This is a genomic window from Bradyrhizobium sp. CIR48 (genome assembly GCF_014198315.1).
Classification (GTDB): domain Bacteria; phylum Pseudomonadota; class Alphaproteobacteria; order Rhizobiales; family Xanthobacteraceae; genus Bradyrhizobium.
Genome location: NZ_JACIHG010000010.1, coordinates 352,947 through 374,162 on the forward strand (window position 1 = coordinate 352,947; position 21,216 = coordinate 374,162).

The following is a 21,216-nucleotide window of genomic DNA, read 5'->3' on the forward strand; positions in this document are numbered from 1 at the left end:
TCGGCTCCCGAATTGGCAAAAATCTCGCCCCAGGGGTCTTATGAAGTTCCCGCCCGGGCGGCCTGTCGCTAGCTTGAAACGTAGCTTGAGGCAATGGCGAGCGGTAGAGACGGGTCCAGATTGACCGCGAAATAAGGCTCAATTTCGCTTGATGGCGGCCCCCAGCCGCGCCAGCGCCGTCTTCAGTTGTTCATCTTCGATGTCACCAAGGCTCTCCGCCACCTTGGCCACCGATTTGGGATCGGGCGGGCCGGGCCGCACCGGCCGCCGGGGGCGCGACAGCGGAGCCTGGCGGAAGGCGAGCTTGCCGACCGCGCTCCAGCCGAAGAAGCGGTTGACGCGCTCCAGGATCACGTCGGCGGAATGCTGGATCTCCAGCGCCATCGGCCCCTCCACCCGCAGCACCAGGGTCGCCGGCTCCTGCGGCTGGCCCTCCACCGGGCGCGGCCATTGCATCTTCAGCGGCTCGGCATGGGCCGCGATCTCCGGACCTGCAATCTGCGCCCACCGCGTCACCAGCTCGCGCGCCGCAAAACCCTGCTTGGCATAGGCCTCGGCAAAGACGTCGTTGAGCAGGATGCCCAGCGGCTTGGCGCTGAGGGGACCGGGTTTGGGAGGGAATTTGGACATGGGTCCTTATAGCACCATGCGCGACGTGTCAGGAACTGACGCCGTCATGGACGGGCTTTGTCCCGGCCATCCACGTCTCGCCACGAAGAAAGACGTGGATGCAAGCGACAGGCGCTGGCATGACGTGGAGAGACTGATGCGTTGCAGCTAGAATGAAGGCATGAGCCCTAGATCTGCCCTCAAGGCCAAGCCGGAACCAGTTCAGTCGAAAGTCTCATCGCGTCCGACGCTCCTGCTCCAATGGTACGACCGTCACCGCCGTCGTCTGCCGTGGCGGGCCGCGCCCGGCGAGACGTCGGATCCATACCGCGTCTGGCTGTCGGAGATCATGCTGCAGCAGACCACGGTGAAGGCGGTCGGGCCCTATTTCGAAAAATTCGTCGCGCGCTGGCCGGATGTCACTGCGCTCGGACGGGCCTCGCAGGATGATGTGCTGCGGATGTGGGCCGGGCTTGGCTATTACTCGCGCGCGCGCAACCTGTACGCCTGCGCGGTCGCGGTGACACGCGAGCATGGCGGCATCTTTCCCGACACCGAGGAAGGGCTGCGTGCGCTGCCGGGCATCGGGCCGTACACGGCGGCGGCGATCGCGGCGATCGCCTTCGATCGCCACACGATGCCGGTCGACGGCAATATCGAGCGGGTGGTGTCGCGGCTCTTTGCAGTTGAAGATGAGCTCCCGCAGGCGAAACCTCTGATCCAGCAATTGGCGGCGACGCTGCTTGCCAACTCCCGCGCCGGCGACAGCGCGCAGGCGTTGATGGATTTGGGCGCCTCGATCTGCACGCCGAAAAAGCCGGCCTGCTCGTTGTGTCCGCTGAACGAGGATTGCATCGCGCGCGCGCAAGGCACGCAGGAGACCTTTCCGCGCAAGGCGCCGAAGAAGAGCGGAACGCTGCGGCGCGGAGCGGCCTTCGTCGTCACACGCGGCGAGGAGCTGCTGGTCCGCAGCCGGCCTGAAAAGGGCCTGCTCGGTGGCATGACCGAAGTGCCCGGCTCGGACTGGCTCGCCGGCCAGGACGATGCGGCGGCGAAGCTGCAGGCGCCGGCGCTGAAGGGGCTGTCGCGCTGGCAGCGCAAAATGGGCGTCGTCACCCACGTCTTCACGCATTTTCCGCTGGAGCTGGTGGTCTACACGGCGAAAGCCGCAGCCCGCACCCGCGCGCCCGAGGGCATGCGCTGGGTGCCGCTCGCCACCCTTAGGGACGAGGCGCTGCCCAATGTCATGCGCAAGGTCATCGCGCACGCGCTCAACCTTTCAGCGGGCTCGTCCTCCTGACAGCACGCTGGCAGCAGCGCTAAGCTATCGGGTGCGAAACGGAGGCTGCCAATGGTCAAGACCGCGCTCGACAATTTTCCAAGGCCACCCTGTGCGGAGCTGTTGGGATGGCGCCTGCTCGATGCCCGCCCCGAGGAGGGCTGGATCAAGCTCGGCTTCGAGGGCAAGCCAGAGTTCTGCAATCCGGCGGGCTTCATCCAGGGCGGCATGCTCTCGGCCATGCTCGACGACACCATGGGCCCGGCGGTGCTGGTGATGAGTGAGGGCCGGCTCTACACCACCACCATCAGCATGACCGTGAATTTCCTCAGCCCCGCCAAGCCCGGTCCGATCATCGGGGAGGCGAAGGTGACGCAGCTCGGCAAGACGATTGCGTTCGTCGAGGCCAAGCTGACGGCTGCGGACGGCGCCTTGCTGGCAACGGCAAGCGCGACCGAGCGGTTGCTGGAAGCGGCGAGGGTGGTGCGGTAGTCGTTACCGTCGGGGCCGTGTCGCGGAGTGCTGCGCGCAAGGCTTATACAGCGCCTGAAGTGCTTTGCCGCGCAGCAAGATGAGTTGCGGCCTCAACCCGCCGCGTGCCGCGATCCAACGCTGCACCGGCCCGGGATACATGGAGTATAGGTAATTGGTGGCGTCATGGTCGGTAATCGTCCTTCCCTTCCGACCGAAATCCCAAGCAGCGTGGAAGCCGAGAGCGGCCTTCGAGGTCACACAGATTTTGTCAGCGGCAACTGCACCGAGAACGATGGTGCACGATGAGGCACAGAGTCCATCGATGATGACGGTCTCTCCGGAAGTGCGCAGGCGCTCATATCTGTCAACATAGGCGTCGATTAGCCCGCCACGATCGCCGGCGATCCGTATCGCCGCATGACTTGCGTGCATTTCGGTCAGCAAGATAGCCGCCGCAAGCAACCCCGCCCGGAACTTCATGATCGCAGCCTCGGTTATTCGTCTATCGAATGGACAAATTTCTCTCGCATCCAAGGATTGGCTTAGATCGAAGCGCACCAGCGGGCGGTTGCGGCCGCTCATGGTCTTCAGCCTCGGCCTGAAAGCGCTGGACCAATTCGGGTCTTTGAAACAGACGGGCGTTGATCTAGGTCAATTGGACATGCAGGGCGCGCCAAATGATGGGGCAAGTGCCTGTCCCGTTGACGGCATCACCCTGCGGATAGAACCGGCACTCCAATGACGGGAGGACGCCCATGTTTCGATATGCTCTGGTTGGCTTGGCCGCAGCCGCTCTTGTCGGCGCAAGCCTTGTTCCCGATGACGCACTCGCCCGCGGCGGCCGCGGAGGAGGTGGCGCTTATCGGGGAGGGGGATTTCACGGAGGAGGCGCGCACTACAGAGGCGGTGCCGTTCACGCTGGTCGCTACGGCCGCGCTCACGTCTCCCGGCCAATAGCAGGGTACCCCGTAGCACGTACTGCGGCGCGTAGAGGCGTCTACCGGGGAGCCGCATACGGAGCCGCGGCAGTCGGAGTCGGAGCGGCGGCGGCAGGTGCATACGGCTACTACAACAACCGTTGCTACGATGCCTATGGCAATTGGGTGTGTTCCGGACAGTATGGATATTGATGGGCCGTGACGGACGCGGGGCGGTTGGACAACTCTTACCGCCCCGCCTTCAGGCGCTCGCGCTTCGCATCTCCCCTGACGATCGGCGGCTTCGCGTTCAGCGCCTCGACCTGGAAGCCCGCAACGCGCTTGTAGTTGGCGGCGATGTCTTCCAGTTCCTGCTGCGACAGCACGTCGGTGACGACCTCAAAGCCGTCGGGCGCGCGCTCCTCGACCAGTTGCATGACCTGCTCGGGTCCGTTCTTGCGGTTGAGCAGGACGAGGTCGGTGGTAGCGGGCCGGCGCTCGGCCTCATAGGCGAGCAGCGCCGCGGTCGTCGGTCCATGCGCGAGAATCTCGCGGGTGATGGTGCGAGCATCGAGGATGGCCTGCGAGGCGCCGTTCGAGCCGATCGGGTACATCGGATGCGCGGCATCGCCCATCAGCGTGACCTTGCCGAAGGTCCATTGCGAGACCGGATCGCGGTCCACCAGCGGATATTCATAGGCGTGCGGGCAGTTCTTGATCAGGCCGGGCACGTCGAGCCAGTCGAACTGCCAGCTCTCGAACCAGGGCAGAAACTCCTCCAGCCGCGCGGTGCGGTTATAGTCCTCGCGCCGCCACTGATAGGTCGGCGGCATGTGGCGCTCGGCGACCCAGTTGATCAGATGGTTGCCCGCCGCGTCCGGCGTCTTGCTGATCGGATAGCAGACGAATTTCAGGATCTCGTGGCCGGCCATGATCATGGTGCGGCCGGTCAGGAAGGCCTTGGACGGCGTGACGCCGCGCCAGAGGATGCGGCCGTTCCAGATCGGCGGACCCTCATTGGGATAGAGCTTTTCGCGCGCGGCGGAATGAATGCCGTCGGCGGCGATCAGGATCGCGCCGTCGTAACTCCCGGCGGCCTTGCCGGTCGCCCGATCGATGAAGTCGGCGCGCACGCCGTCTGCCGTCTCCGTCCAGCCGGTCAGATGGTGGCTGGTGAGGATGTTGTCACGGCCGAGCCGCTCGATCGCGGTGTCGAGCAGGAGCTGTTGCAGCGTGCCGCGATGAATCGAGAATTGCGGCCATTTGTAGCCGGCCTCCAGCCCGCGCGGCTCGCTCCAGATCGGCTTGCCGTGCTTGGAGAAATAGGCGAGCTCGCGCGTCCGCACCCCGCTGGCGTCCAGTCTGTCCATCAGCCCGAGCTCGATTAGCTCGCGCACTGCATGCGGCAACACGTTGATGCCGACGCCGAGCGGCTTCAGCTCCGCGACGCTCTCGAACACTTTTGCGGGAACGCCGATCTGCTGCAGGCTGAGCGCAAGCGTCAGCCCGCCGATGCCGCCACCGGCGATGAGTACGGTCATGTCTAAATCCCCTCCGATTGACGGCGTCTTCGCACGGCCGGGCGGCCGTGGGCAACTGCGAAGAGGTCCCTATGGACGGGGCGGCGGAGGGCCGTTAACCTCGGGTTTTCCCCCATGAGGTCCGACATGCTCAAGCTCTACTACGCGACCGGCACCTGCGCGCTCGCCACCTACATCACCCTGGAGGAGGCGGGTGCCGACTACACGGCTGAACGGCTGAGCTTCAAGGACAACCAGCAAAACAGCCCGGACTATCTCAAGATCAACCCGAAGGGGCGCGTGCCGGCGCTGGTGACCGATCGCGGCGTCCTCACCGAGACGCCGGCGATGCTGGTCTATCTTGCGCAGACCTTCCCGAAGGCGAAGCTCGCGCCGCTCGATGATCCCTTCGACTTCGCCCAGGTGCAGTCGTTCAACTCCTACCTCTGCTCGACCGTGCACATCAATCATGCCCACAAGATGCGCGGTCCGCGCTGGGCGACGCAGGAGAGCTCGTTCGCCGACATGAAGGCGATGGTCCCGAAGACCATGGGCGCCTGCTTCGCCCTGATTGAGCAGAAGATGTTTCGGGGGCCCTGGGTGATGGGCGATCAGTTCACGATCTGCGATCCCTATCTCTACACGCTCTCGACCTGGCTCGAAGGCGACAGCGTCGACATCAACGCGACGCCGAAGATCGCCGATCATTTCAAGCGCATGTCTGACCGCCCCGCCGTAGCAAAGGTGATGGCCGCGCAGAAGGCGTAAGAGCCCGGCTCTTGTAGGGTAGGCAAAGGCGCAAAGCGCCGTGCCCACGATCATTTTCCGGCGGCGACAGGTGGTGGGCACGCTTCGCTTTGCCCACCCTACGGGAGCTACCCGGCCTTCCGCTTCTCCAATTCCCGCCCCGTCTCCAGCATCAGCCGCCGCAGCCAGATCGAGCCGGGGTCCATCTGCGCGCGGGTCGGGTAGAACATGAACTGCTCGTCGATCCCGGGGTCGAGCGGCGGGGTCGCTGTGACGAGGCCGAGCTGTTTCGACAGTGCCGCGATCAGCCGGCGTGGCACGAAGGCGACGAGATCGGTGCGGGCGGCGACGTGCAGCGCTTCGAGATAGCCTGACACGACTAGCGAGATGTGCCGCTCGATGCCCTTGGCCCTGAGCCAGGTGTCGATCAGATCCTCGTTGCTGCCTCGGATGATCACGCCGACATGGCGCGCGGCCAGGAACGTCTCGCGACGCTTCAGCTTCGCGGCCAAGGGGTGGCCGCGCCGCACCGCCAGCGCGTCGCTGTCGACGTAGAGCAGCTGGCGGTGAAAACCCTTGAAGGCGTTGCCGATCGAGATCACGAGGTCGATGGTGCGGGCGAATTCGGCATGGAAGATCGCCGATCCCCGCCATGGCACGATGTCGATGCGGACGTTGGGCGCGGCCCGCGTCACCTTCTCCATCAGCGGCGGCATCAGCAGCTCGACTGCGAGATCCGGCATCATCAGGCGGAATTGCCGTTCGCTGCGTGCGGCATCGAAGTCATCGGGCACGAACAGGCCGCGCACCTGATCGAGCGCCTGCGCCAGCGGCGCGCGCAGGGCCTGTGCCCGCGGCGTCAGCTCCATCCGCGCGCCGGTGCGCACCAGCAGCGGATCGCCGAGAATGTCGCGCAGGCGCTGCAGTGCGTGGCTGGCCGCCGGCTGCGACAGGCCCATTCGAAGCGCGGCGCGGCTGACACTGGCCTCGCGCAGCAGGGCGTCGAGCGCGGTCAGCAGGTTGAGGTCAAGCGAATTCAAATTCATCAAGCGAATAGATATCATATTCCCTATCGATTTGAAGAATTCTGATGCTGCGGCGATGATCTCCGCATTCCCACCAAACGGAGATGCCGCCATGAACGCGAGCGCCAACAAGAAACTGATGCAGGATATTTTCGCCGCCGCCGCCAATCCCGATCCGGCCGCGCGCGATCGCGCCCTGTTCGCCGCAAGTCTTGCCGAAGATGCCAAATGGGTCGTGACCGGCCAGTATTCCTGGTCGCGCACCTTCTCAGGCAAGGAGTCGATCCTCAACGATCTGCACGGCTATGTGCGCACCCGCCTGCGCGACCGCACGCGCACCGTCGCGCACCGCTTCATCGCCGACGGCGATGTGGTCGTCGTGGAGGCCAAGGGCGACAACGTCACGCCTGACGGCGTGCGCTACGACAATGACTATTGCCTGGTGTTTCGTCTCGAGGACGGCAAGATCAAGGAGATCCGCGAGTACTGCGACTCGATCCTGACCGAGCGGGCGCTCGGTTCTTTTCCGCAAGGGGGCGTCAGAGCCGCGGGCTGACCGACTTGAGCATGATCTGGTCCGCCCGCCGGCGACGTCCGTCACCGTGGGCGATGGTCGCGTCGGTCTGGCAAAGACTGGCGGAGATCGTCCGTATCAGGCGCGAGCGGTCTTCGGCGCGCCGTCAGCTCGTCATGATGAGCGATCGGGAGCTTCTGGAATGCGGGATGTCTCGTTCGGAGATTGAGTACGAGCTGAAGAAGCCCTTCCGGCGGAATTGAAAATATCGAGAGAACGGAGGGATTCAGGGCGGCAATTGCAGCAGGCCACCACGTAGGCAGGCATGCATCCGGGCGCCCCATGCAGGTATCTATCTGCATGGGTCGCACGCCTTGCGCCAAGGGCGTAGCGCAACTGGCTATAAAATCAGCAGATATTGTGCGCGCCGCTTTGATGCGCGCGAAAAATGGGAAGGTTCAATTAACGAGTGTCCCCCATTGTGTCGCGGTGCAGCGTGGGTCGCAAAGACGCGCGGCTGCCAGGGTGGTCGTGACGATTTTGCCGGACTTGTTCGGCCACTCGAAGTGAAATGCATCTGGGTGGACAGTGGGAATGCCGAAGTTTCGTTTGCGGATCAGGGGACGCCTGTACGCAGGCTTCATGGCCTTGGTGGCGGTCGGTCTCGCGATGGCGGTGGTTGCCGTCTGGAATTTGCGGGCGGTGCAGGATCAGGTCGCGAGACAATCCGCACTTTCGGACAGCACGGCGCGGGTTTTGGAAATATCGACCCATCTTCAGGCGATCCAGCGGGCCAATCTGCGTTACGTCTACGACGCCAACGAGCCCGCGATGAAGGAGGCGCAAGAGCGGGAAACCGCTGCGATCGAGCTGTTGCGGGTCGGCGCCAAGGGGACGCTCTCGGAGGATCGGCGAGCGCTCTACAACGGCCTCATCGACGACATTGCCAAGATGCGACGCTTGCGTGACAACCTCGGCGACGCCGTCAACGAGGCGAGAACGGGCAAGGCCACGTTGCTGCCGAGCGGCGAAGAGCTGGCCGTCAAGATGGGCAAGCTGGTCGATGCGGCGCGCGCAGCCGTCGACGAAGACACCGCGGCCCTCGTCGCCGACCTCGAATCCAGGGTCCTCCTTGTTCGGGTCGCAAACTGGCGTTTCCTGGCCTTGCGCGACGCGCAGGGACCCACGAATTTCAGGGCGAGCGTAGACCGGGCGGCGCAACGGCTCGCGGCTCTCGAAAAGAGCCCGCAGGCAGCGGAATTGCGATCCACGCTCGCGCCGGTGAAGACCTCGCTTGGAATCTACAAATCGGCGTTCGAGACGACATCCGCCGCGATGCTTCAGGCCGACGAGATCTACCACAAGACCCTCGCGCCTCTCATCGTCGACAGCGTCGGCCGGCTCAAGGCCGCGGAAACGACCCTGAAGAAGGACTACCAGGAATCGCGTATGACCGCCGAAGCCGTGATCGCCGGTACGACGACCATTCAGGAGATCGCCGGCGGCCTCGCCATCCTCTTCGGCGGCATCGTCGCCTTCCTGATCGCCCGCAGCATCGTCGGTCCCCTGACCTCGATGACGCGCGCGATGGGACTGATCGCGGGCGGCAATCTCGAGGTCGAGATCCCCGGACGCGGCAAGGCCGACGAGATCGGCGACATGGCCAAGGCGATCCAGGTGTTTAGGGACAACATGGTCGAGACTGAGCGCCTGCGCGCCGAGCAGACCGAGATCGAGGCGCGGCAGGAGGAAAGCCGCAAGAAAGACATGGTCAGGCTCGCCGATCAGTTCGAGCAGGCGGTCGGCGAGATCGTGAACACCGTGTCGTCGGCATCGAACGAGCTCGAAGCCTCCGCCGGCACCTTGACCACGACCGCCTCGCGGGCCCAGGACCTGTCGACGGAGGTCGCCAGCGCCTCGCAGGAGGCCTCGGCCAATGTGCAGGCGGTTGCCTCGGCGACCGAGGAGCTGTCCTCCTCGGTGTCCGAGATCGCCCGCCAGGTGCAGGAATCCGCCCGTATCGCGGTCGAGGCCGTCGGTCAGGCGAGCAGGACCAATGACCGGGTCGGCGCGCTCTCCAAGGCCGCCGCGCGGATCGGCGACGTGGTCGAACTGATCAGCACCATCGCCGGCCAGACCAATCTGTTGGCGCTGAATGCCACCATCGAGGCGGCGCGCGCGGGCGAAGCCGGCCGCGGCTTTGCCGTGGTCGCCTCCGAGGTCAAGGCGCTCGCCGAGCAGACTGCGAAGGCCACCGGCGAGATCGCCCAGCAGGTGTCGGGCATCCAGGCCGCGACGGAGGAATCGGTCGGCTCCATCAGGGAGATCAGCGGCACCATCGAGCGGCTGTCGGAGATTTCGTCGACGGTCGCGGCCGCCGTGGAGCAGCAGGGCGCGGCAACGCAGGAGATTTCCCGCAACGTCCAGCAGGCGGCTCATGGCACGCAAAGGGTGTCGTCCAACATCGGCGACGTGCAGCGCGGCGCCTCCGAAACCGGGTCGGCCTCATCGCAGGTGCTGTCGGCAGCGCGCTCGCTGTCGGCCGACAGCAACCGCCTCAAGCTCGAAGTGGCCAAGTTCCTGAACTCGGTCCACGCCGCCTGAATCCCAAACACAAAAGGCCACGCGCATGCGCGTGGCCTCGAAGAGCGGCGCGGTGCGCTCAGGCGACCTTGGTCGCCATGTGCTTGAACATATTGGCGCGCGCCTCGTCGTCCATCTCGGCCTTGAAGGTGAACTTGTCCTTCAGAGCGATCGCACGCGCAGCCGCCGGGCGCGCCGAGATCTCGTCGACCAGCCGCTTCACGTTGGGGTAGCGCGCAAAGGCGTCGTCGCCGAGCTTGAACGGCAGCATCCGCGCCCAGCCCCACAGCGCCATGTCGACGATCGAATAGCTGTTGCCGACCATGTAGCTGCGCCCTTTGAGGTGAGCGTCGAGAATCTTGTAGTGGCGGTCGGTCTCGTACTGGTAGCGGTTATGGGCGTAGTCGTGGTTCTGGTCCTTCGGCGCAAAATGCTTGAAGTGCACGGCCTGCCCCGAATACGGCCCGACGCCGGTGGCGATGAACATCAACCATGACAGCGTCTCGCCGCGCACGCTCGCGGCGGGCAGGAACTTGCCGGTCTTCTCGGCGAGATAAAGCAGGATGGCGTTGCTGTCGAACACGATGGTGCCGCCATCGTCGATCGCCGGGACCTTGGCATTCGGATTGATCTTGAGGAATTCCGGCGTGAACTGCTCGCCCTTGCGGGTGTCGACCTTCACCGGCTCGAAGGGCAGGCCGGACTCTTCGAGATAGAGCGCAACCTTGGTCGGGTTCGGCGATCCGTTGAAATAGAATTTGAGCATCGATCTCCCCAATGTTTGTTGCAAGGCGCGAACGCAGCGTCATCGCCGCGCCGCCTGTCTTGCCTGAACCCGTTGCGGGAGGGCAACCGGCGAGTTTGCCGGGCGGTATCTGCGCGCCACGCAGATCAGCCGGCGTAACAAAGGCCGATTGCCGCCGTAATGACCATCGCGGCGCCGACCGCTTCCAGCCGCAGCCCGAGCCGCGTGGCCAGATGCATGTCGGAGGCCCGCGCCGCGCGCTCCGATCCGCGCGCATAGCCGTGAACGATGACGTCGTGATTGAAATTGTCGTGAGCCTCGTTGCTGCTGGCGAGCCCGACGCAGATCACGAGCACCCCGAACAGCGCGAGGCCGAAGAATCCCAGCAGGGCGATCAGGAACATCGGAAACATGCCGAGCAGGAAGATCGGCAGCAGCGGCACCAACAGCAATGTCTCGGACTGTCGTCGCATGGGGCCCACCGGTCAGGACGGGAGCTGACCGGGCAAATCTAGTCCCGACTGCCGCCCCATTCAAGGCGCCGTAGGGTGGGCAAGGGCGCGTTTGCGCCGTGCCCACGTCTTCGCGTCAATTGGGCAGGACGTGGGCACGCTTCCGCCGTCGCTCTTCGAGCTATGGCGGACAAGTCGCTTTGCCCACCCTAGAAGATCGTGGGAAGCGGCTACTCCGCCGCCATGCCGGCGCGGATCTCGGCGCGGAGCTCGTCGATCAGCTTGAGACCCTTCTTGGTCTCGACGTGCCAGAAGGTCCAGCCGTTGCAGGCTTGCGCGCCCTGCGCCACCGCGCCGATGCGGTGGATCGAGCCGACCTTGTCGCCGAACATGATGGCGCCGTCGGCACGCACCAATGCGCCGAGCTTCTTCTTGGCGTCGAACAGCTTCGTGCCGGGCATGATCATGCCGCGCTCGATCAGCTCGGAGAATGCGACCCGCGGTGCTTCGCGCGCAGTCATGAACGGGGCGAGGCTCTCCTCCGGCAGCGGCTCGACCTTGGCGATGCGGGCTTCCGCGGCCTTCGCATAGGTCTTGTCGCGCTCGAAGCCGATATAGGAGCGGCCGAGGCGTTTTGCGACCGCGCCGGTGGTGCCGGTGCCGTTGAAGGGATCGATCACGAGATCGCCCGGCTTGGATGAGGACAGCAGCACGCGTGCGAGCAGGCCTTCCGGCTTCTGCGTCGGATGCACTTTCTTGCCGTCGGCGCCCTTGAGGCGCTCCTCGCCGGTGCAGAGCGGGATCAGCCAGTCGGAGCGTGCCTGCACGTCCTCGTTCGCGGCCTTCAGCACCTCGTAATTGAACGTGTAGCCCTTGGCCTTTTCGTCGCGCGCGGCCCAGATCATGGTCTCGTGCGCGTTGGTGAAGCGGCGGCCGCGGAAATTCGGCATCGGGTTCGACTTGCGCCAGACGATGTCGTTCAGGAGCCAGAAGCCGAGGTCCTGCATGATCGTGCCGACGCGGAAGATGTTGTGATAGGAGCCGATCACCCAGATCGTCGCCGACGGCTTCATCGCGCGGCGCGCGGCAAGCAGCCAGGCGCGGGTGAAATCGTCATAGGCGGAGAACGAATCGAACTTGTCCCAGTCGTCGTCGACGGCGTCGACATGGGATTCGTCGGGGCGCTTGAGATCGCCCTTGAGCTGGAGATTGTAGGGCGGATCGGCGAACACGAGATCGACCGAACCAGCCTCAAGCTTCGACATCTCGGCGACGCAATCACCGAGAATGATGCGATGCGAGGCGGACTCAAAGTTTGTGCGGGGCGCCCTTGCAGACGCCCCGCGACGCGACTCTACCATGACTCAAGAACTCTGACTCAGGCGACGCTGTCGGCGACGCGGGACCAAACAACCGACTGACCGTTACATTGAAGCGGCAAAGTAAAAATCGACTTAACCCGCCGCTTTCGTGAGCAGTCCCCGCACCGCGTCCGGCGCGCTGGTCGTCGTGCGCATTCGTCGTGTTTTACAGTGTATTTCGCAATTCTTCGCGTTGCGGGAGCAGCCCCGGCGCCAAAAAAGCCCCAAATTTCTCTCGGAAAAAATTGCTCGACCCTCGGAAAAAATTGCTGGCATCGCCATGTTGCCGCACTAGGCAATTTTTGCCGGCCACGATATTGATAAAGGCAAGGGAAATTTTACGTGTGTGGCGCGTTGAGCTTTCGCGCTCCTGCGCGCCGACGAAACTGAATCAGGGGTCCCGGGAATCGGGGGCTCCAAAGGGAAGGCCGCCATGCGTTACGATGACTTCCGCCGCAGCGACGACATCGAGGATCGTCGCGACGAGGGTGGCGGCGGTGGAGGCGGTGGGTTCGGCCTGCCGATGGGCGGCGGCGGGCTCGGCATCGGCACCATCATCGTGCTCGGCCTCGTCGGCTATGCCTTCGGCATCGATCCGCGCATCCTGATCGGCGGTGCCGAGATTCTCACCGGCGGCGGCCAGGCGCCGAGCTATCAGACCGATCGCCAGGCCTCGTCAGGCAAGCGCGGGGCGCCGACGGACGAGATGGGGAGCATGATCTCCGGCATTCTCGGCGAGATCGACGATCGCTGGAGCGAAATCTTCCAGGCCTCCGGCCAGTCCTACACTGGTCCGAAGGTCGTGCTGTTCCGCAACGTCACCAATGGGGGCCGCTGCGGCCGGGCAGAGTCGGCGATGGGGCCGTTCTATTGTCCGCCGGATCGCACCATCTTCCTCGACACCTCGTTCTTCCGCGAGGTCGAGACGCGCTTCCGCGGTTGCTCCGGCAAGTCCGCCTGCAATTTCACCACCGCCTACATCATCGCCCATGAAGCCGGCCATCACATCCAGAACCTGCTCGGCATCATTCCGCGCGTGACGCGGCTGCAGCAGCAGGCCGGCTCGAAGGCGGAGGCCAACGCGCTCCAGGTGAAGGTCGAATTGCAGGCCGATTGCCTGTCCGGCGTCTGGGTCAATCGCGAGGCGAAGAAGCGTCCAAACTTCCTCGAGCCCGGCGACATCGACGCCGCGCTGACCACGGCGAGCGCGATCGGCGACGACACGCTGCAGCGCCAGGCCACGGGACGCGTCGTGCCCGATTCCTTCACCCACGGCTCGGCCGCGCAGCGCAAGCAGTGGTTCATGACCGGCTATCAGCAGGGCACGGTCCAGGCCTGCAACACGTTCGGCGGCGGGCAGTAGTAAGCTATTAGTGGCGTCATCCTGAGGCGCTCGCCACTTGGCGAGCCTCGAAGGATGGCGGAGCTTGCGGCCCATCCTTCGAGGCTCGCCCTGCGGTGCCCTTGCACCGCACGGCGCGCACCTCAGGATGACGGCGGTGGGCAGGAAACAGGAGTGAAGTCGTGGCCTCCATCGACGAAGCAAAACAATTCATCCCGCTCGACATCGCGGTGCTCACCGTGTCCGACACCCGTGCGCTCGCGGATGACAAGTCCGGCCAGACGCTCGCCGACCGCCTTGCCGCAGCGGGCCATCGCCTCGCCGCCCGCGAGATCGTCACCGACGATGTCGAGGCGATCCGCGCCGTCGTTCGCCGCTGGATCGCGGATGCCGGCATCGACGTCGTCATCACCACCGGCGGCACCGGCTTCACCGGGCGCGACGTCACGCCGGAGGCGATCGAGCCGTTGTTCGAAAAGCGGATGGACGGTTTCTCGATCGCGTTCCACCTGCTCAGCCACGCCAAGATCGGCACGTCGACGATCCAGAGCCGCGCCACCGCCGGCGTCGCGGGTGCGACCTACATCTTCTGCCTGCCAGGCTCCCCCGGCGCCTGCCGCGACGGCTGGGACGGCATCCTCGCCGCTCAGCTCGACTACCGCACGCGCCCCTGCAATTTTGTCGAGATCATGCCGCGGCTGGACGAGCATCTGCGAAGGCCGAAGGCGCAAGGCGCGACGGTGTGATTGCTTTCTCCCTTCTCCCCTTGTGGGAGAAGGTGGCGCGAAGCGCCGGATGAGGGGTATCTATCCGCACGGAATACGCTGAGACACACCCCTCACCCAAGTGAGCCTGTGTCTGCCGGCGTCGCTGCCCTCTCCCACAAGGGGCGAGGGCACATTCATGCGCATCGCGCTCGTCGCAAAATCAGAGATCCCGCTCCCAGGTCTCGCCGACCAGATCGGCACCGAAGCTGTGGTGCTTCTCTTCCTTCACGAGCTTGAAGCCTGCACTTTGATAGATGCCGCGTGCGGCAACCAGGATGCTTTGCGTCCACAGCGTCATCCTGCTGTAGCCCCGCTCGCGAGCGCCCTGGATGCATTGCTCGACCAGCGCACGACCGACACCGAGCCCGCGCGCCTTCTTCTCCACCTGCAACAGGCGCAGCTTGGCGATCTCGTCGGTGGCCTTGACCAGGAAGATCGAGCCGACCGGCTCGCCGCCCACTTCCGCGATCCAGCAGTGCTCGCGCGCGGCGTCATAGTTCTTGATGAACTGTGCGCAGATCTCGGCGACCAGCGCCTCGTAGCTGATGTCCCAGTTGTAGTCCGCGGCATAGGCGGCGGCCTGCTTGGAGATGACCCAGCCCATGTCACCGACGCGGTGGCTGCGCAGCATGAAAGCCGCAGGCTGGGTTCGACGTTGCTCCAGCACGGCCTCGATGGTCGCCATGGCCTGCGTGAGCCGCGTTGCATCGCTGGCCGAAAGCTGGGCCAGCATTGCGGCGACCTCGTTTTGCGAGCTCAGGTTCAGCTTGGCGTAGGTCTGGCGGCCCTTGGCGGTGAGGCTGAGCTGGTATTGCCGGCGATCGGCGGGCAGGGGCCTTCGCGTGATCAGCCCCTTTTCGTCGAAGCTTTGCACGATGCGGCTGAGATAGCCGGGGTCGAGGCCAAGCTCGTTTCCGATCTCCTTTGCCGCCAGCTCGTCGCGATGCGCGAGTTCGTAGAGCACCCGGGCCTCGCTGAGCGAGAACGGGCTCTTTCCGAGATGCTGGTCGAGCACACCGAGCTTGCGAGTATAGAAGCGGTTGAAGGCGCGGACCGCCGCGATGCGATCGTCAGCGACCTGTTCGATCGCAAGGGCTGATGGGGAAGAGCTTGATGGCATGGGGCACCTCGATACTTGCCATTGTCAATTAATTATTTGACTTTGGCAAGTATGCGGTGACTTCAGCCGACCATGACGATCCGGCTGCGCAGCATGGTCCGGGACGAGCGGCCGAGCCGGCGCAGCAGCCGTGCCTCGGAACGGCGGGCCTGCGGCGGGTAACCGCCGATCCGGTCGTAATGATCACGCGCAATCAAAAGACCCTGATCGCCGAGCGGGCCGATCACCCTGCGCACCACGGCCCGGAGGACGTCGCGCAATCCGGTATCGGCGTAAGGCGAGCGCGCATAGCGGAACACGGCAGCACGGTCCCGTCCGCTGGTCGCGACGGCCTGGATGAACTGGGTGGTTTCCTCGATCCAGCCGGTTTCGAGCACGGCGCCTGCGGGCAGGAACATCAGCCACGGCGAGCGGGCCTGGAGCGCGCCGGCCGCGAGCGCGGCGCCTTGCGAAGATCCCTCGAAGCAGACGAAACGGCAGCCTGCGACGTCGGCAACCCGCTCGATGACGCCGTTGCGGGTGCCGTCGACCAGAAGCACCTCGCGGATGACGCCGGCGGCGGCCCCGGGGACCAGCGCGGCCAGAGTCGCCACGGCGGTCTGCTCGACGCCTTCGGTCGGAATGATGACGCTCAGCATGATTGAGGCTTCAATGTCTGCACTTCGGGAGAAGCGTAGCTTGTTATATGTTGTCATAAACACGTGGCGTTGCCGAGTGCAACTTTCCGGCCGCGCTTCGGCGTGCGATGGTAAACTGCAGCCAGTCCTCGCAGCCAAATGTGTCACGCGCGGGTTGGCGATGTTGCCGAATGTTTCGGCACAAGCGCGTCCCGGGGGTATTAACCCGGAGTTTTACGGCGACATTGCGCGGCGCGCGGGTAGCCGGCTCCTGCAGGGAGGGTGCGCCCTGCAAGAAAGGTTCGAACGGGAAATGTGTGACTTTGGTGCCGGCGGAGGCTTCCTGTGAACGCCGATCAACTCGCTGTTGGCACGGCGTCAACGTCGCCGAAGCCGGAGGCTGCGCCGACCTTGCGGATCCGCGCGCTGATGCTGGGCGACCGCATCAACGCCGCCGGTCTCGAGATCGGCACGCTGGTCTCGTCGACGCCCGCCGCCTTCCGCGTCCATGCCGGCCTTGCCGTGATCTTCCGTTACGGCGTCGTGGTGCTGATCGGGCTGCTCCCGTCCGAGGAGAAAGTGCTGATCGACAGCCTGAAGCCGCGGGTGATCGGCGAGCTCAGCCCGTATGAGGAAGAGATTGCGCAGGCACAGCTCTGCAAGGATGAAAGCGCTGAAGCGATCCAGCCGGGCGGGCCGATCTGCCTCGCAAAGTTCTCCGACGACCGGTTGCTGCTGGTTGCGGACGCGCTCGCCAAGAGCACGTCGCTGGCGCGCGACGAGCGCCGCGTCGCCGCGGTCTTCGATGTGATCGAGCCGTTTGCGCGGGAGCTCGCCGAGCACGGCCGCACGCCGCGCCGTCGCAAGGGCATCCTGCAACTGATCGGCAATGCACTGCTGATGCAGCAGCGCGTCGCCGGCCGCGTCGCGATCGCCGAGAAGCCCGACGTGCTCTGGGAGAAGCCCGAGCTCGACCGGCTCTATTCCCGCCTCGAGGACGAGTACGAGCTGAAAGAACGCCTCGACACGCTCGAGCGCAAGCTCACCGCGGTGTCGGAGACCGCCAACGCGCTGACCGACATCATCGACACCCAGCGCTCGCTGCGCCTGGAGATCGCGGTCGTGGTGCTGATCGTGATCGAGGTCGCGATCGGGTGTTTTCAGATCTGGTCGGGAACGCATTGAGCGTTTTTTTCGCGCGCTGTTGTGCCTCAATCTCCACGAGTCCGGTGTCGTAGGGTGGGCAAAGGCGCTCTTGCGCCGTGCCCACCAGCTGTCGCCGCGGGAGAAAGATCGTGGGCACGGCGCTTTTTGCGCCTTTTGCCCGCCCTACGATATTGTCCCTTTAGGTTGCAGCACCGCTGCACAGTGGCGTGCGATCGTCATCTCCTCATCCGTCGGGATGACGAACACGTCGACGGCGTTTCCGCCCCCGCTGATCCGCTCGCGCGCCGCGTCATTCGCCGTCGCATCGATCCGCACGCCGAGCCAGCCGAGCCGCTCGCCGATCGCGCTGCGGATCTCCTTGGCGTGCTCGCCGATGCCGCCGGTGAAGACCAGACAATCGAGGCCGCCAAGCGTGGTCGCCATCATCGCGACCTGCTGCGCCGCGCGGAAGGTGAAGAGATCGACCGCCTCCCGTGCGGCAATCTCGCCGCTCGCCAGCAGCGTGCGCATGTCCGCGGAGATGCCGGAGACGCCGAGCAGGCCCGACTGGTGATAGAGCAGGTGCTGGACATCCTCGATCGACATCTTTTCGTGCTGTTGCAGATAGAGCAGCACGCCGGGATCGATCGTGCCGCAGCGTGTGCCCATCACCAGGCCGTCGAGCGGCGTCAGTCCCATGGTGGTGTCGACGCTGCGCCCGTGGTGTAACGCGCACAGGCTGGCGCCGTTGCCGAGATGCGCGATGACGCTGCGCTTCGCAACGAGCTCCGGCGCAACCTCGGCGAGGCGTCCCGCGACATATTCGAAGGAGAGTCCGTGAAATCCGTAGCGTCGCACGCCTCGTTCCTCATAGCGCCTCGGAATGGCGAAGCGGCTCGCCGGCGGCGCCAGGCCGTGATGGAACGCCGTATCGAAGCAGGCGATCTGCCTCAGCGCTGGACGGATCGCCGCGAGCGCGCGAATTGGCGCGAGGCACCGCGGCTGGTGCAGTGGCGCCAGCGGGGTCAATGCCTCCAGCTTCGCGGTGACGTCGTCCGTCAGCGCGACCGGGCCTGAATAGTCCGGCCCGCCATGAACGATGCGATGGCCGACGGCGCGCAGATGATGTCCGCCGAACCGGTCCTCGATGAAGGCGAGCACATCGACGAACAGATGGTCGCCGTCGGCGTCCGCCGCTTCTCTTCGTGTCTCGAACAGGTCTTCGCCCGCCGGGCTCTTCACCACCAGCCGGGGCTTTGCCTCGTGCTCGTCGAGCAGCCCCTTGCAGAGCAGGCTGGGTTCAACAGCAGAGATATCGAACAGGCCGAACTTGATGCTCGACGATCCCGAGTTGAGGACGAGGACCGTGTCCGGCATGGCTAGTCGCCGGCCTCAGTCGGGGTAGTGCCGCCGGAGCTGTTGGGCCAGACCCAGCCCTGGACATCAGGCATGTCCTCGCCGTGCTCGCGCACGTAGCGCGCATGCTCGATCAGCTTGTCGCGGAATTGCTGCTTGGCCTGCGCGGCCCTAGCCGCCAGCCCGGGCACGCGTTCGATCGCCTCGATCGCGAGGTGGTAGCGGTCGAGCTCGTTGAGCACGACCATGTCGAACGGCGTCGTCGTGGTGCCTTCCTCGGCAAAGCCGCGCACATGCAGGCCGGCATGGTTGGTGCGGTTATAGGTCAGGCGGTGGATCAGATAGGGGTAGCCGTGATAGGCGAAGATGACAGGCTTGTCGCGCGTGAACAGGCTGTCGAAGTCGCGGTCGGACAGGCCGTGCGGATGCTGATCCCTCGGTTGCAGCGTCATGAGGTCGACGACGTTGACGACGCGGATTTTCAGGTTCGGCAGCGCCTTGCGCAACAGATCGACGGCGGCGAGCGTCTCCAGCGTCGGCACATCGCCGGCGCAGGCCATCACCACGTCGGGCTCGCCCGTTGCATCTTCCGTCCCCGCCCAGGTCCAGATGCCGATGCCGGCATCGCAATGCGTGGCTGCTTCCTGCATCGAGAGCCATTGCGGCGCCGGCTGCTTGCCGGCGACGATGACGTTGATGCGGTTATAGGTCCGCAGGCAGTGATCGGCGATCCACAGCAGCGTGTTGGCGTCAGGCGGGAAGTAGATACGAACGATATCGGCCTTCTTGTTGGCGACGAGATCGACGAAGCCGGGATCCTGATGGCTGAAGCCGTTATGGTCCTGCCGCCAGACATGCGAGGTCAGGAGATAGTTGAGCGAGGCGATCGGGCGCCGCCACGGCAGATCGCGCGTGACCTTCAGCCATTTGGCGTGCTGGTTGAACATGGAATCCACGATGTGGATGAAGGCCTCGTAGCAGGAGAAGAAGCCGTGGCGTCCGGTGAGCAGATAGCCCTCGAGCCAGCCCTGACAGAGATGCTCGCTCAGCACTTCCATGACGCGGCCGTCCTGCGCGAGGTGCACGTCGTAAGGCTCGATCGGCTCCATCCAGACCCGCTCGGTCTCCTCGAACACCGCATCCAGCCGGTTTGACGCGGTTTCGTCCGGGCCCATGATGCGGAAATTGCGCTCCTTCGCGTTGAGGCGGATGACGTCGCGCAGGAATTTGCCGAGCTCGCGCGTCGCTTCGGCTGCGACGCCGCCGGGCTGCGGCACCTCGATGGCGAAGCTGCGGAAGTCTGGCAGCTTCAGCTCCTTCTTGAGCAGGCCGCCATTGGCATGCGGATTGGCGCCCATGCGGCGAATGCCTTCGGGCGCGAGCGCCTGAAGTTCTGGAATGAGCGCCCCGCTCTGGTCGAACAGCTTTTCGGGCTCGTAGCTGCGCATCCAGTTTTCGAGCACTTTGAGGTGCGCCGGGTTCTCGCGACAGCCCGCCACCGGCACCTGATGCGCGCGCCAAAAACCCTCGACCTTCTTGCCGTCGACCTCTTTCGGGCCGGTCCAACCCTTCGGGCTGCGCAGCACGATCATCGGCCAGCGCGGCCGCTCGACTGCCTTGCGGCCGTCGCGGGCGTGCTGCTGGATCGAGCGGATGCTGGCGAGCGCAACGTCGAGCGCATCCGCCATGGCCTGATGCATCAATTTGGGATCGTCGCCCGCGACGAACAGCGGCTCGTGGCCGAACCCGCGGAACAGGTCGCGGATCTCGCTGTCCCGCATCCGCCCGAGCACGGTCGGGTTGGCGATCTTGTAGCCGTTCAGATGCAGGATCGGCAGCACCGCGCCGTCATGCGCGGGGTTCAGGAACTTGTTGGAGTGCCAGGAGGCCGCGAGCGGGCCGGTTTCCGCTTCGCCGTCACCAACCACGCAAGCCACGATCAAGTCGGGATTGTCCAGCGCCGCACCGTAGGCGTGCACCAGCGCGTAGCCGAGCTCGCCGCCCTCGTGGATCGAGCCCGGCGTTTCCGGCGCCGCGTGGCTCGGAATGCCGCCGGGAAAGGAGAACTGCCTGAACAGCTTGCGCAATCCGTCCGTGTCGCGCGCGATGTCGGGATAGATCTCGCTGTAGCTGCCTTCCAGATAGGTGTTGGCGACCATGCCCGGCCCGCCATGGCCGGGACCGCAGACATAGAGCACGCTGACATCCAGCGCGCGGATGACGCGGTTGAGATGGGCGTAGATGAAGTTCAGGCCGGGCGTCGTGCCCCAATGGCCGAGCAGACGCGGCTTGATGTGCTCGGCCTGCAAGGGCTCGCGCAGCAGCGGATTGTCGAGCAGGTAGATTTGCCCGACGGAGAGGTAGTTCGCGGCGCGCCAGTAGCGATCGAGGAGGTCGAGGTTGCTGCTTGCCGCGGCCGATTGTTGTTGATTTGTCATGTTCCTGCTGACCTTCACCCGGCGATCGTCACCAACATTGTTCCGCGACGATTGATCCCTGGCCGGCATCAAACGAAATCGTTGCGACGGGTGTGTTGCGTGAGGTCAAAGGACCGCGCCCGAAATTTGAGCGGCTACTTTGCATGGGGTTGTTTTCCCATTTTTTGTTTGTGTTCTTGATTTGTTCCGTTGTCGTGCTATCTT

19 protein-coding genes are annotated in these 21,216 nt (G+C 64.9%); 8 read left to right on the plus strand and 11 right to left on the minus strand.

The genetic code is table 11. The features are described 5' to 3' along the window. Positions 1-138: 138 nt before the first annotated feature. Positions 139-630: a DUF721 domain-containing protein gene (locus tag GGD66_RS29475; RefSeq protein ID WP_018323319.1), complete on the minus strand. Its 492-nt coding sequence runs from the start codon at positions 628-630 to the stop codon at positions 139-141. A 160-nt stretch (positions 631-790) separates the two neighbouring features. Here GGD66_RS29475 and mutY point away from each other — a divergent pair, with 160 nt between their 5' ends. Then, positions 791-1,909 (plus strand): A/G-specific adenine glycosylase, encoded by a 1,119-nt coding sequence (mutY, locus tag GGD66_RS29480; protein WP_183238441.1) that lies wholly within the window; start codon positions 791-793, stop codon positions 1,907-1,909. Between the two features lie 51 nt (positions 1,910-1,960). Next, positions 1,961-2,380, plus strand: a complete 420-nt coding sequence (locus tag GGD66_RS29485) for a PaaI family thioesterase (RefSeq protein ID WP_183259779.1) — start codon at positions 1,961-1,963, stop codon at positions 2,378-2,380. 3 nt (positions 2,381-2,383) lie between these two features. On the opposite strand, the gene GGD66_RS29490 is transcribed toward GGD66_RS29485, so the two are convergent. Next, the gene (locus GGD66_RS29490) at positions 2,384-2,842 is read right to left on the minus strand and encodes a hypothetical protein (RefSeq protein WP_018323322.1); all 459 of its coding nucleotides are present in this window, start codon (positions 2,840-2,842) and stop codon (positions 2,384-2,386) included. Between the two features lie 685 nt (positions 2,843-3,527). Next, the gene (locus tag GGD66_RS29495) at positions 3,528-4,820 is read right to left on the minus strand and encodes a flavin-dependent oxidoreductase (RefSeq protein WP_183259780.1); all 1,293 of its coding nucleotides are present in this window, start codon (positions 4,818-4,820) and stop codon (positions 3,528-3,530) included. A gap of 126 nt (positions 4,821-4,946) precedes the next feature. Between GGD66_RS29495 and GGD66_RS29500 the strand changes: the two genes are divergently transcribed. Then, a complete protein-coding gene (locus tag GGD66_RS29500; protein WP_183259811.1) occupies positions 4,947-5,567 on the plus strand; it encodes a glutathione S-transferase family protein in 621 nt (206 codons plus the stop codon). Positions 5,568-5,674: 107 nt separating this feature from the next. Here GGD66_RS29500 and GGD66_RS29505 read toward each other — a convergent pair whose 3' ends face one another. After that, entirely contained in the window at positions 5,675-6,592 is a 918-nt protein-coding gene (locus GGD66_RS29505; protein WP_183259812.1) for a LysR family transcriptional regulator, read from the minus strand. Between the two features lie 91 nt (positions 6,593-6,683). Here GGD66_RS29505 and GGD66_RS29510 point away from each other — a divergent pair, with 91 nt between their 5' ends. After that, complete coding sequence (locus tag GGD66_RS29510) at positions 6,684-7,127, plus strand: nuclear transport factor 2 family protein (RefSeq protein WP_183259781.1); 444 nt, start codon at positions 6,684-6,686, stop codon at positions 7,125-7,127. A gap of 552 nt (positions 7,128-7,679) precedes the next feature. Then, positions 7,680-9,689: a methyl-accepting chemotaxis protein gene (locus tag GGD66_RS29520; RefSeq protein WP_183259782.1), complete on the plus strand. Its 2,010-nt coding sequence runs from the start codon at positions 7,680-7,682 to the stop codon at positions 9,687-9,689. 58 nt (positions 9,690-9,747) lie between these two features. Here GGD66_RS29520 and GGD66_RS29525 read toward each other — a convergent pair whose 3' ends face one another. The 3 genes from GGD66_RS29525 to GGD66_RS29535 all read right to left on the minus strand — a co-directional run bounded on the left by GGD66_RS29525 (position 9,748) and on the right by GGD66_RS29535 (position 12,226). Beyond that, on the minus strand, positions 9,748-10,434 hold the full coding sequence (locus GGD66_RS29525) for a glutathione S-transferase family protein (protein ID WP_183259783.1): 687 nt from the start codon (positions 10,432-10,434) through the stop codon (positions 9,748-9,750). A gap of 125 nt (positions 10,435-10,559) precedes the next feature. Then, positions 10,560-10,886 carry a hypothetical protein gene (locus tag GGD66_RS29530; protein WP_018323332.1) on the minus strand — a complete coding sequence of 109 codons (327 nt, stop codon included), beginning with the start codon at positions 10,884-10,886 and terminating at the stop codon, positions 10,560-10,562. Positions 10,887-11,095: 209 nt separating this feature from the next. Then, a complete protein-coding gene (locus tag GGD66_RS29535; RefSeq protein ID WP_283814495.1) occupies positions 11,096-12,226 on the minus strand; it encodes a site-specific DNA-methyltransferase in 1,131 nt (376 codons plus the stop codon). Between the two features lie 433 nt (positions 12,227-12,659). On the opposite strand from GGD66_RS29535, the gene GGD66_RS29540 reads away from it, so the two are divergent. Together GGD66_RS29540 and moaB are read left to right on the plus strand one after the other, a co-directional pair. Then, on the plus strand, positions 12,660-13,589 hold the full coding sequence (locus GGD66_RS29540; protein WP_018323334.1) for a neutral zinc metallopeptidase: 930 nt from the start codon (positions 12,660-12,662) through the stop codon (positions 13,587-13,589). A 161-nt stretch (positions 13,590-13,750) separates the two neighbouring features. Beyond that, positions 13,751-14,314 carry a molybdenum cofactor biosynthesis protein B gene (moaB, locus tag GGD66_RS29545; RefSeq protein WP_092261518.1) on the plus strand — a complete coding sequence of 188 codons (564 nt, stop codon included), beginning with the start codon at positions 13,751-13,753 and terminating at the stop codon, positions 14,312-14,314. A 181-nt stretch (positions 14,315-14,495) separates the two neighbouring features. Here moaB and GGD66_RS29550 read toward each other — a convergent pair whose 3' ends face one another. Both GGD66_RS29550 and GGD66_RS29555 read right to left on the minus strand, forming a co-directional pair. Then, entirely contained in the window at positions 14,496-15,455 is a 960-nt protein-coding gene (locus GGD66_RS29550; protein WP_092262377.1) for a helix-turn-helix domain-containing GNAT family N-acetyltransferase, read from the minus strand. Positions 15,456-15,517: 62 nt separating this feature from the next. Continuing rightward, positions 15,518-16,093: a glycosyl transferase gene (locus tag GGD66_RS29555; protein WP_183259785.1), complete on the minus strand. Its 576-nt coding sequence runs from the start codon at positions 16,091-16,093 to the stop codon at positions 15,518-15,520. Between the two features lie 324 nt (positions 16,094-16,417). Here GGD66_RS29555 and GGD66_RS29560 point away from each other — a divergent pair, with 324 nt between their 5' ends. Continuing rightward, the gene (locus GGD66_RS29560) at positions 16,418-17,257 is read left to right on the plus strand and encodes an RMD1 family protein (RefSeq protein WP_183259786.1); all 840 of its coding nucleotides are present in this window, start codon (positions 16,418-16,420) and stop codon (positions 17,255-17,257) included. Positions 17,258-17,401: 144 nt separating this feature from the next. On the opposite strand, the gene GGD66_RS29565 is transcribed toward GGD66_RS29560, so the two are convergent. Continuing rightward, entirely contained in the window at positions 17,402-18,595 is a 1,194-nt protein-coding gene (locus GGD66_RS29565) for an acetate/propionate family kinase (protein ID WP_183259787.1), read from the minus strand. Between the two features lie 2 nt (positions 18,596-18,597). Next, a complete protein-coding gene (locus GGD66_RS29570; RefSeq protein ID WP_183259788.1) occupies positions 18,598-21,012 on the minus strand; it encodes a phosphoketolase in 2,415 nt (804 codons plus the stop codon). Between the last annotated feature and the right edge of the window lie 204 nt (positions 21,013-21,216).

Coding starts and splice junctions, on each gene's coding strand:
- GGD66_RS29475 (WP_018323319.1), bottom strand. CDS start 630: ATGTCCAAATTCCCTCCCAAACCCGGTCCCCTCAGCGCCAAGCCGCTG.
- mutY (WP_183238441.1), top strand. CDS start 791: ATGAGCCCTAGATCTGCCCTCAAGGCCAAGCCGGAACCAGTTCAGTCG.
- GGD66_RS29485 (WP_183259779.1), top strand. CDS start 1,961: ATGGTCAAGACCGCGCTCGACAATTTTCCAAGGCCACCCTGTGCGGAG.
- GGD66_RS29490 (WP_018323322.1), bottom strand. CDS start 2,842: ATGAAGTTCCGGGCGGGGTTGCTTGCGGCGGCTATCTTGCTGACCGAA.
- GGD66_RS29495 (WP_183259780.1), bottom strand. CDS start 4,820: ATGACCGTACTCATCGCCGGTGGCGGCATCGGCGGGCTGACGCTTGCG.
- GGD66_RS29500 (WP_183259811.1), top strand. CDS start 4,947: ATGCTCAAGCTCTACTACGCGACCGGCACCTGCGCGCTCGCCACCTAC.
- GGD66_RS29505 (WP_183259812.1), bottom strand. CDS start 6,592: ATGAATTTGAATTCGCTTGACCTCAACCTGCTGACCGCGCTCGACGCC.
- GGD66_RS29510 (WP_183259781.1), top strand. CDS start 6,684: ATGAACGCGAGCGCCAACAAGAAACTGATGCAGGATATTTTCGCCGCC.
- GGD66_RS29520 (WP_183259782.1), top strand. CDS start 7,680: ATGCCGAAGTTTCGTTTGCGGATCAGGGGACGCCTGTACGCAGGCTTC.
- GGD66_RS29525 (WP_183259783.1), bottom strand. CDS start 10,434: ATGCTCAAATTCTATTTCAACGGATCGCCGAACCCGACCAAGGTTGCG.
- GGD66_RS29530 (WP_018323332.1), bottom strand. CDS start 10,886: ATGCGACGACAGTCCGAGACATTGCTGTTGGTGCCGCTGCTGCCGATC.
- GGD66_RS29535 (WP_283814495.1), bottom strand. CDS start 12,226: ATGGTAGAGTCGCGTCGCGGGGCGTCTGCAAGGGCGCCCCGCACAAAC.
- GGD66_RS29540 (WP_018323334.1), top strand. CDS start 12,660: ATGCGTTACGATGACTTCCGCCGCAGCGACGACATCGAGGATCGTCGC.
- GGD66_RS29550 (WP_092262377.1), bottom strand. CDS start 15,455: ATGCCATCAAGCTCTTCCCCATCAGCCCTTGCGATCGAACAGGTCGCT.
- GGD66_RS29555 (WP_183259785.1), bottom strand. CDS start 16,093: ATGCTGAGCGTCATCATTCCGACCGAAGGCGTCGAGCAGACCGCCGTG.
- GGD66_RS29565 (WP_183259787.1), bottom strand. CDS start 18,595: ATGCCGGACACGGTCCTCGTCCTCAACTCGGGATCGTCGAGCATCAAG.
- GGD66_RS29570 (WP_183259788.1), bottom strand. CDS start 21,012: ATGACAAATCAACAACAATCGGCCGCGGCAAGCAGCAACCTCGACCTC.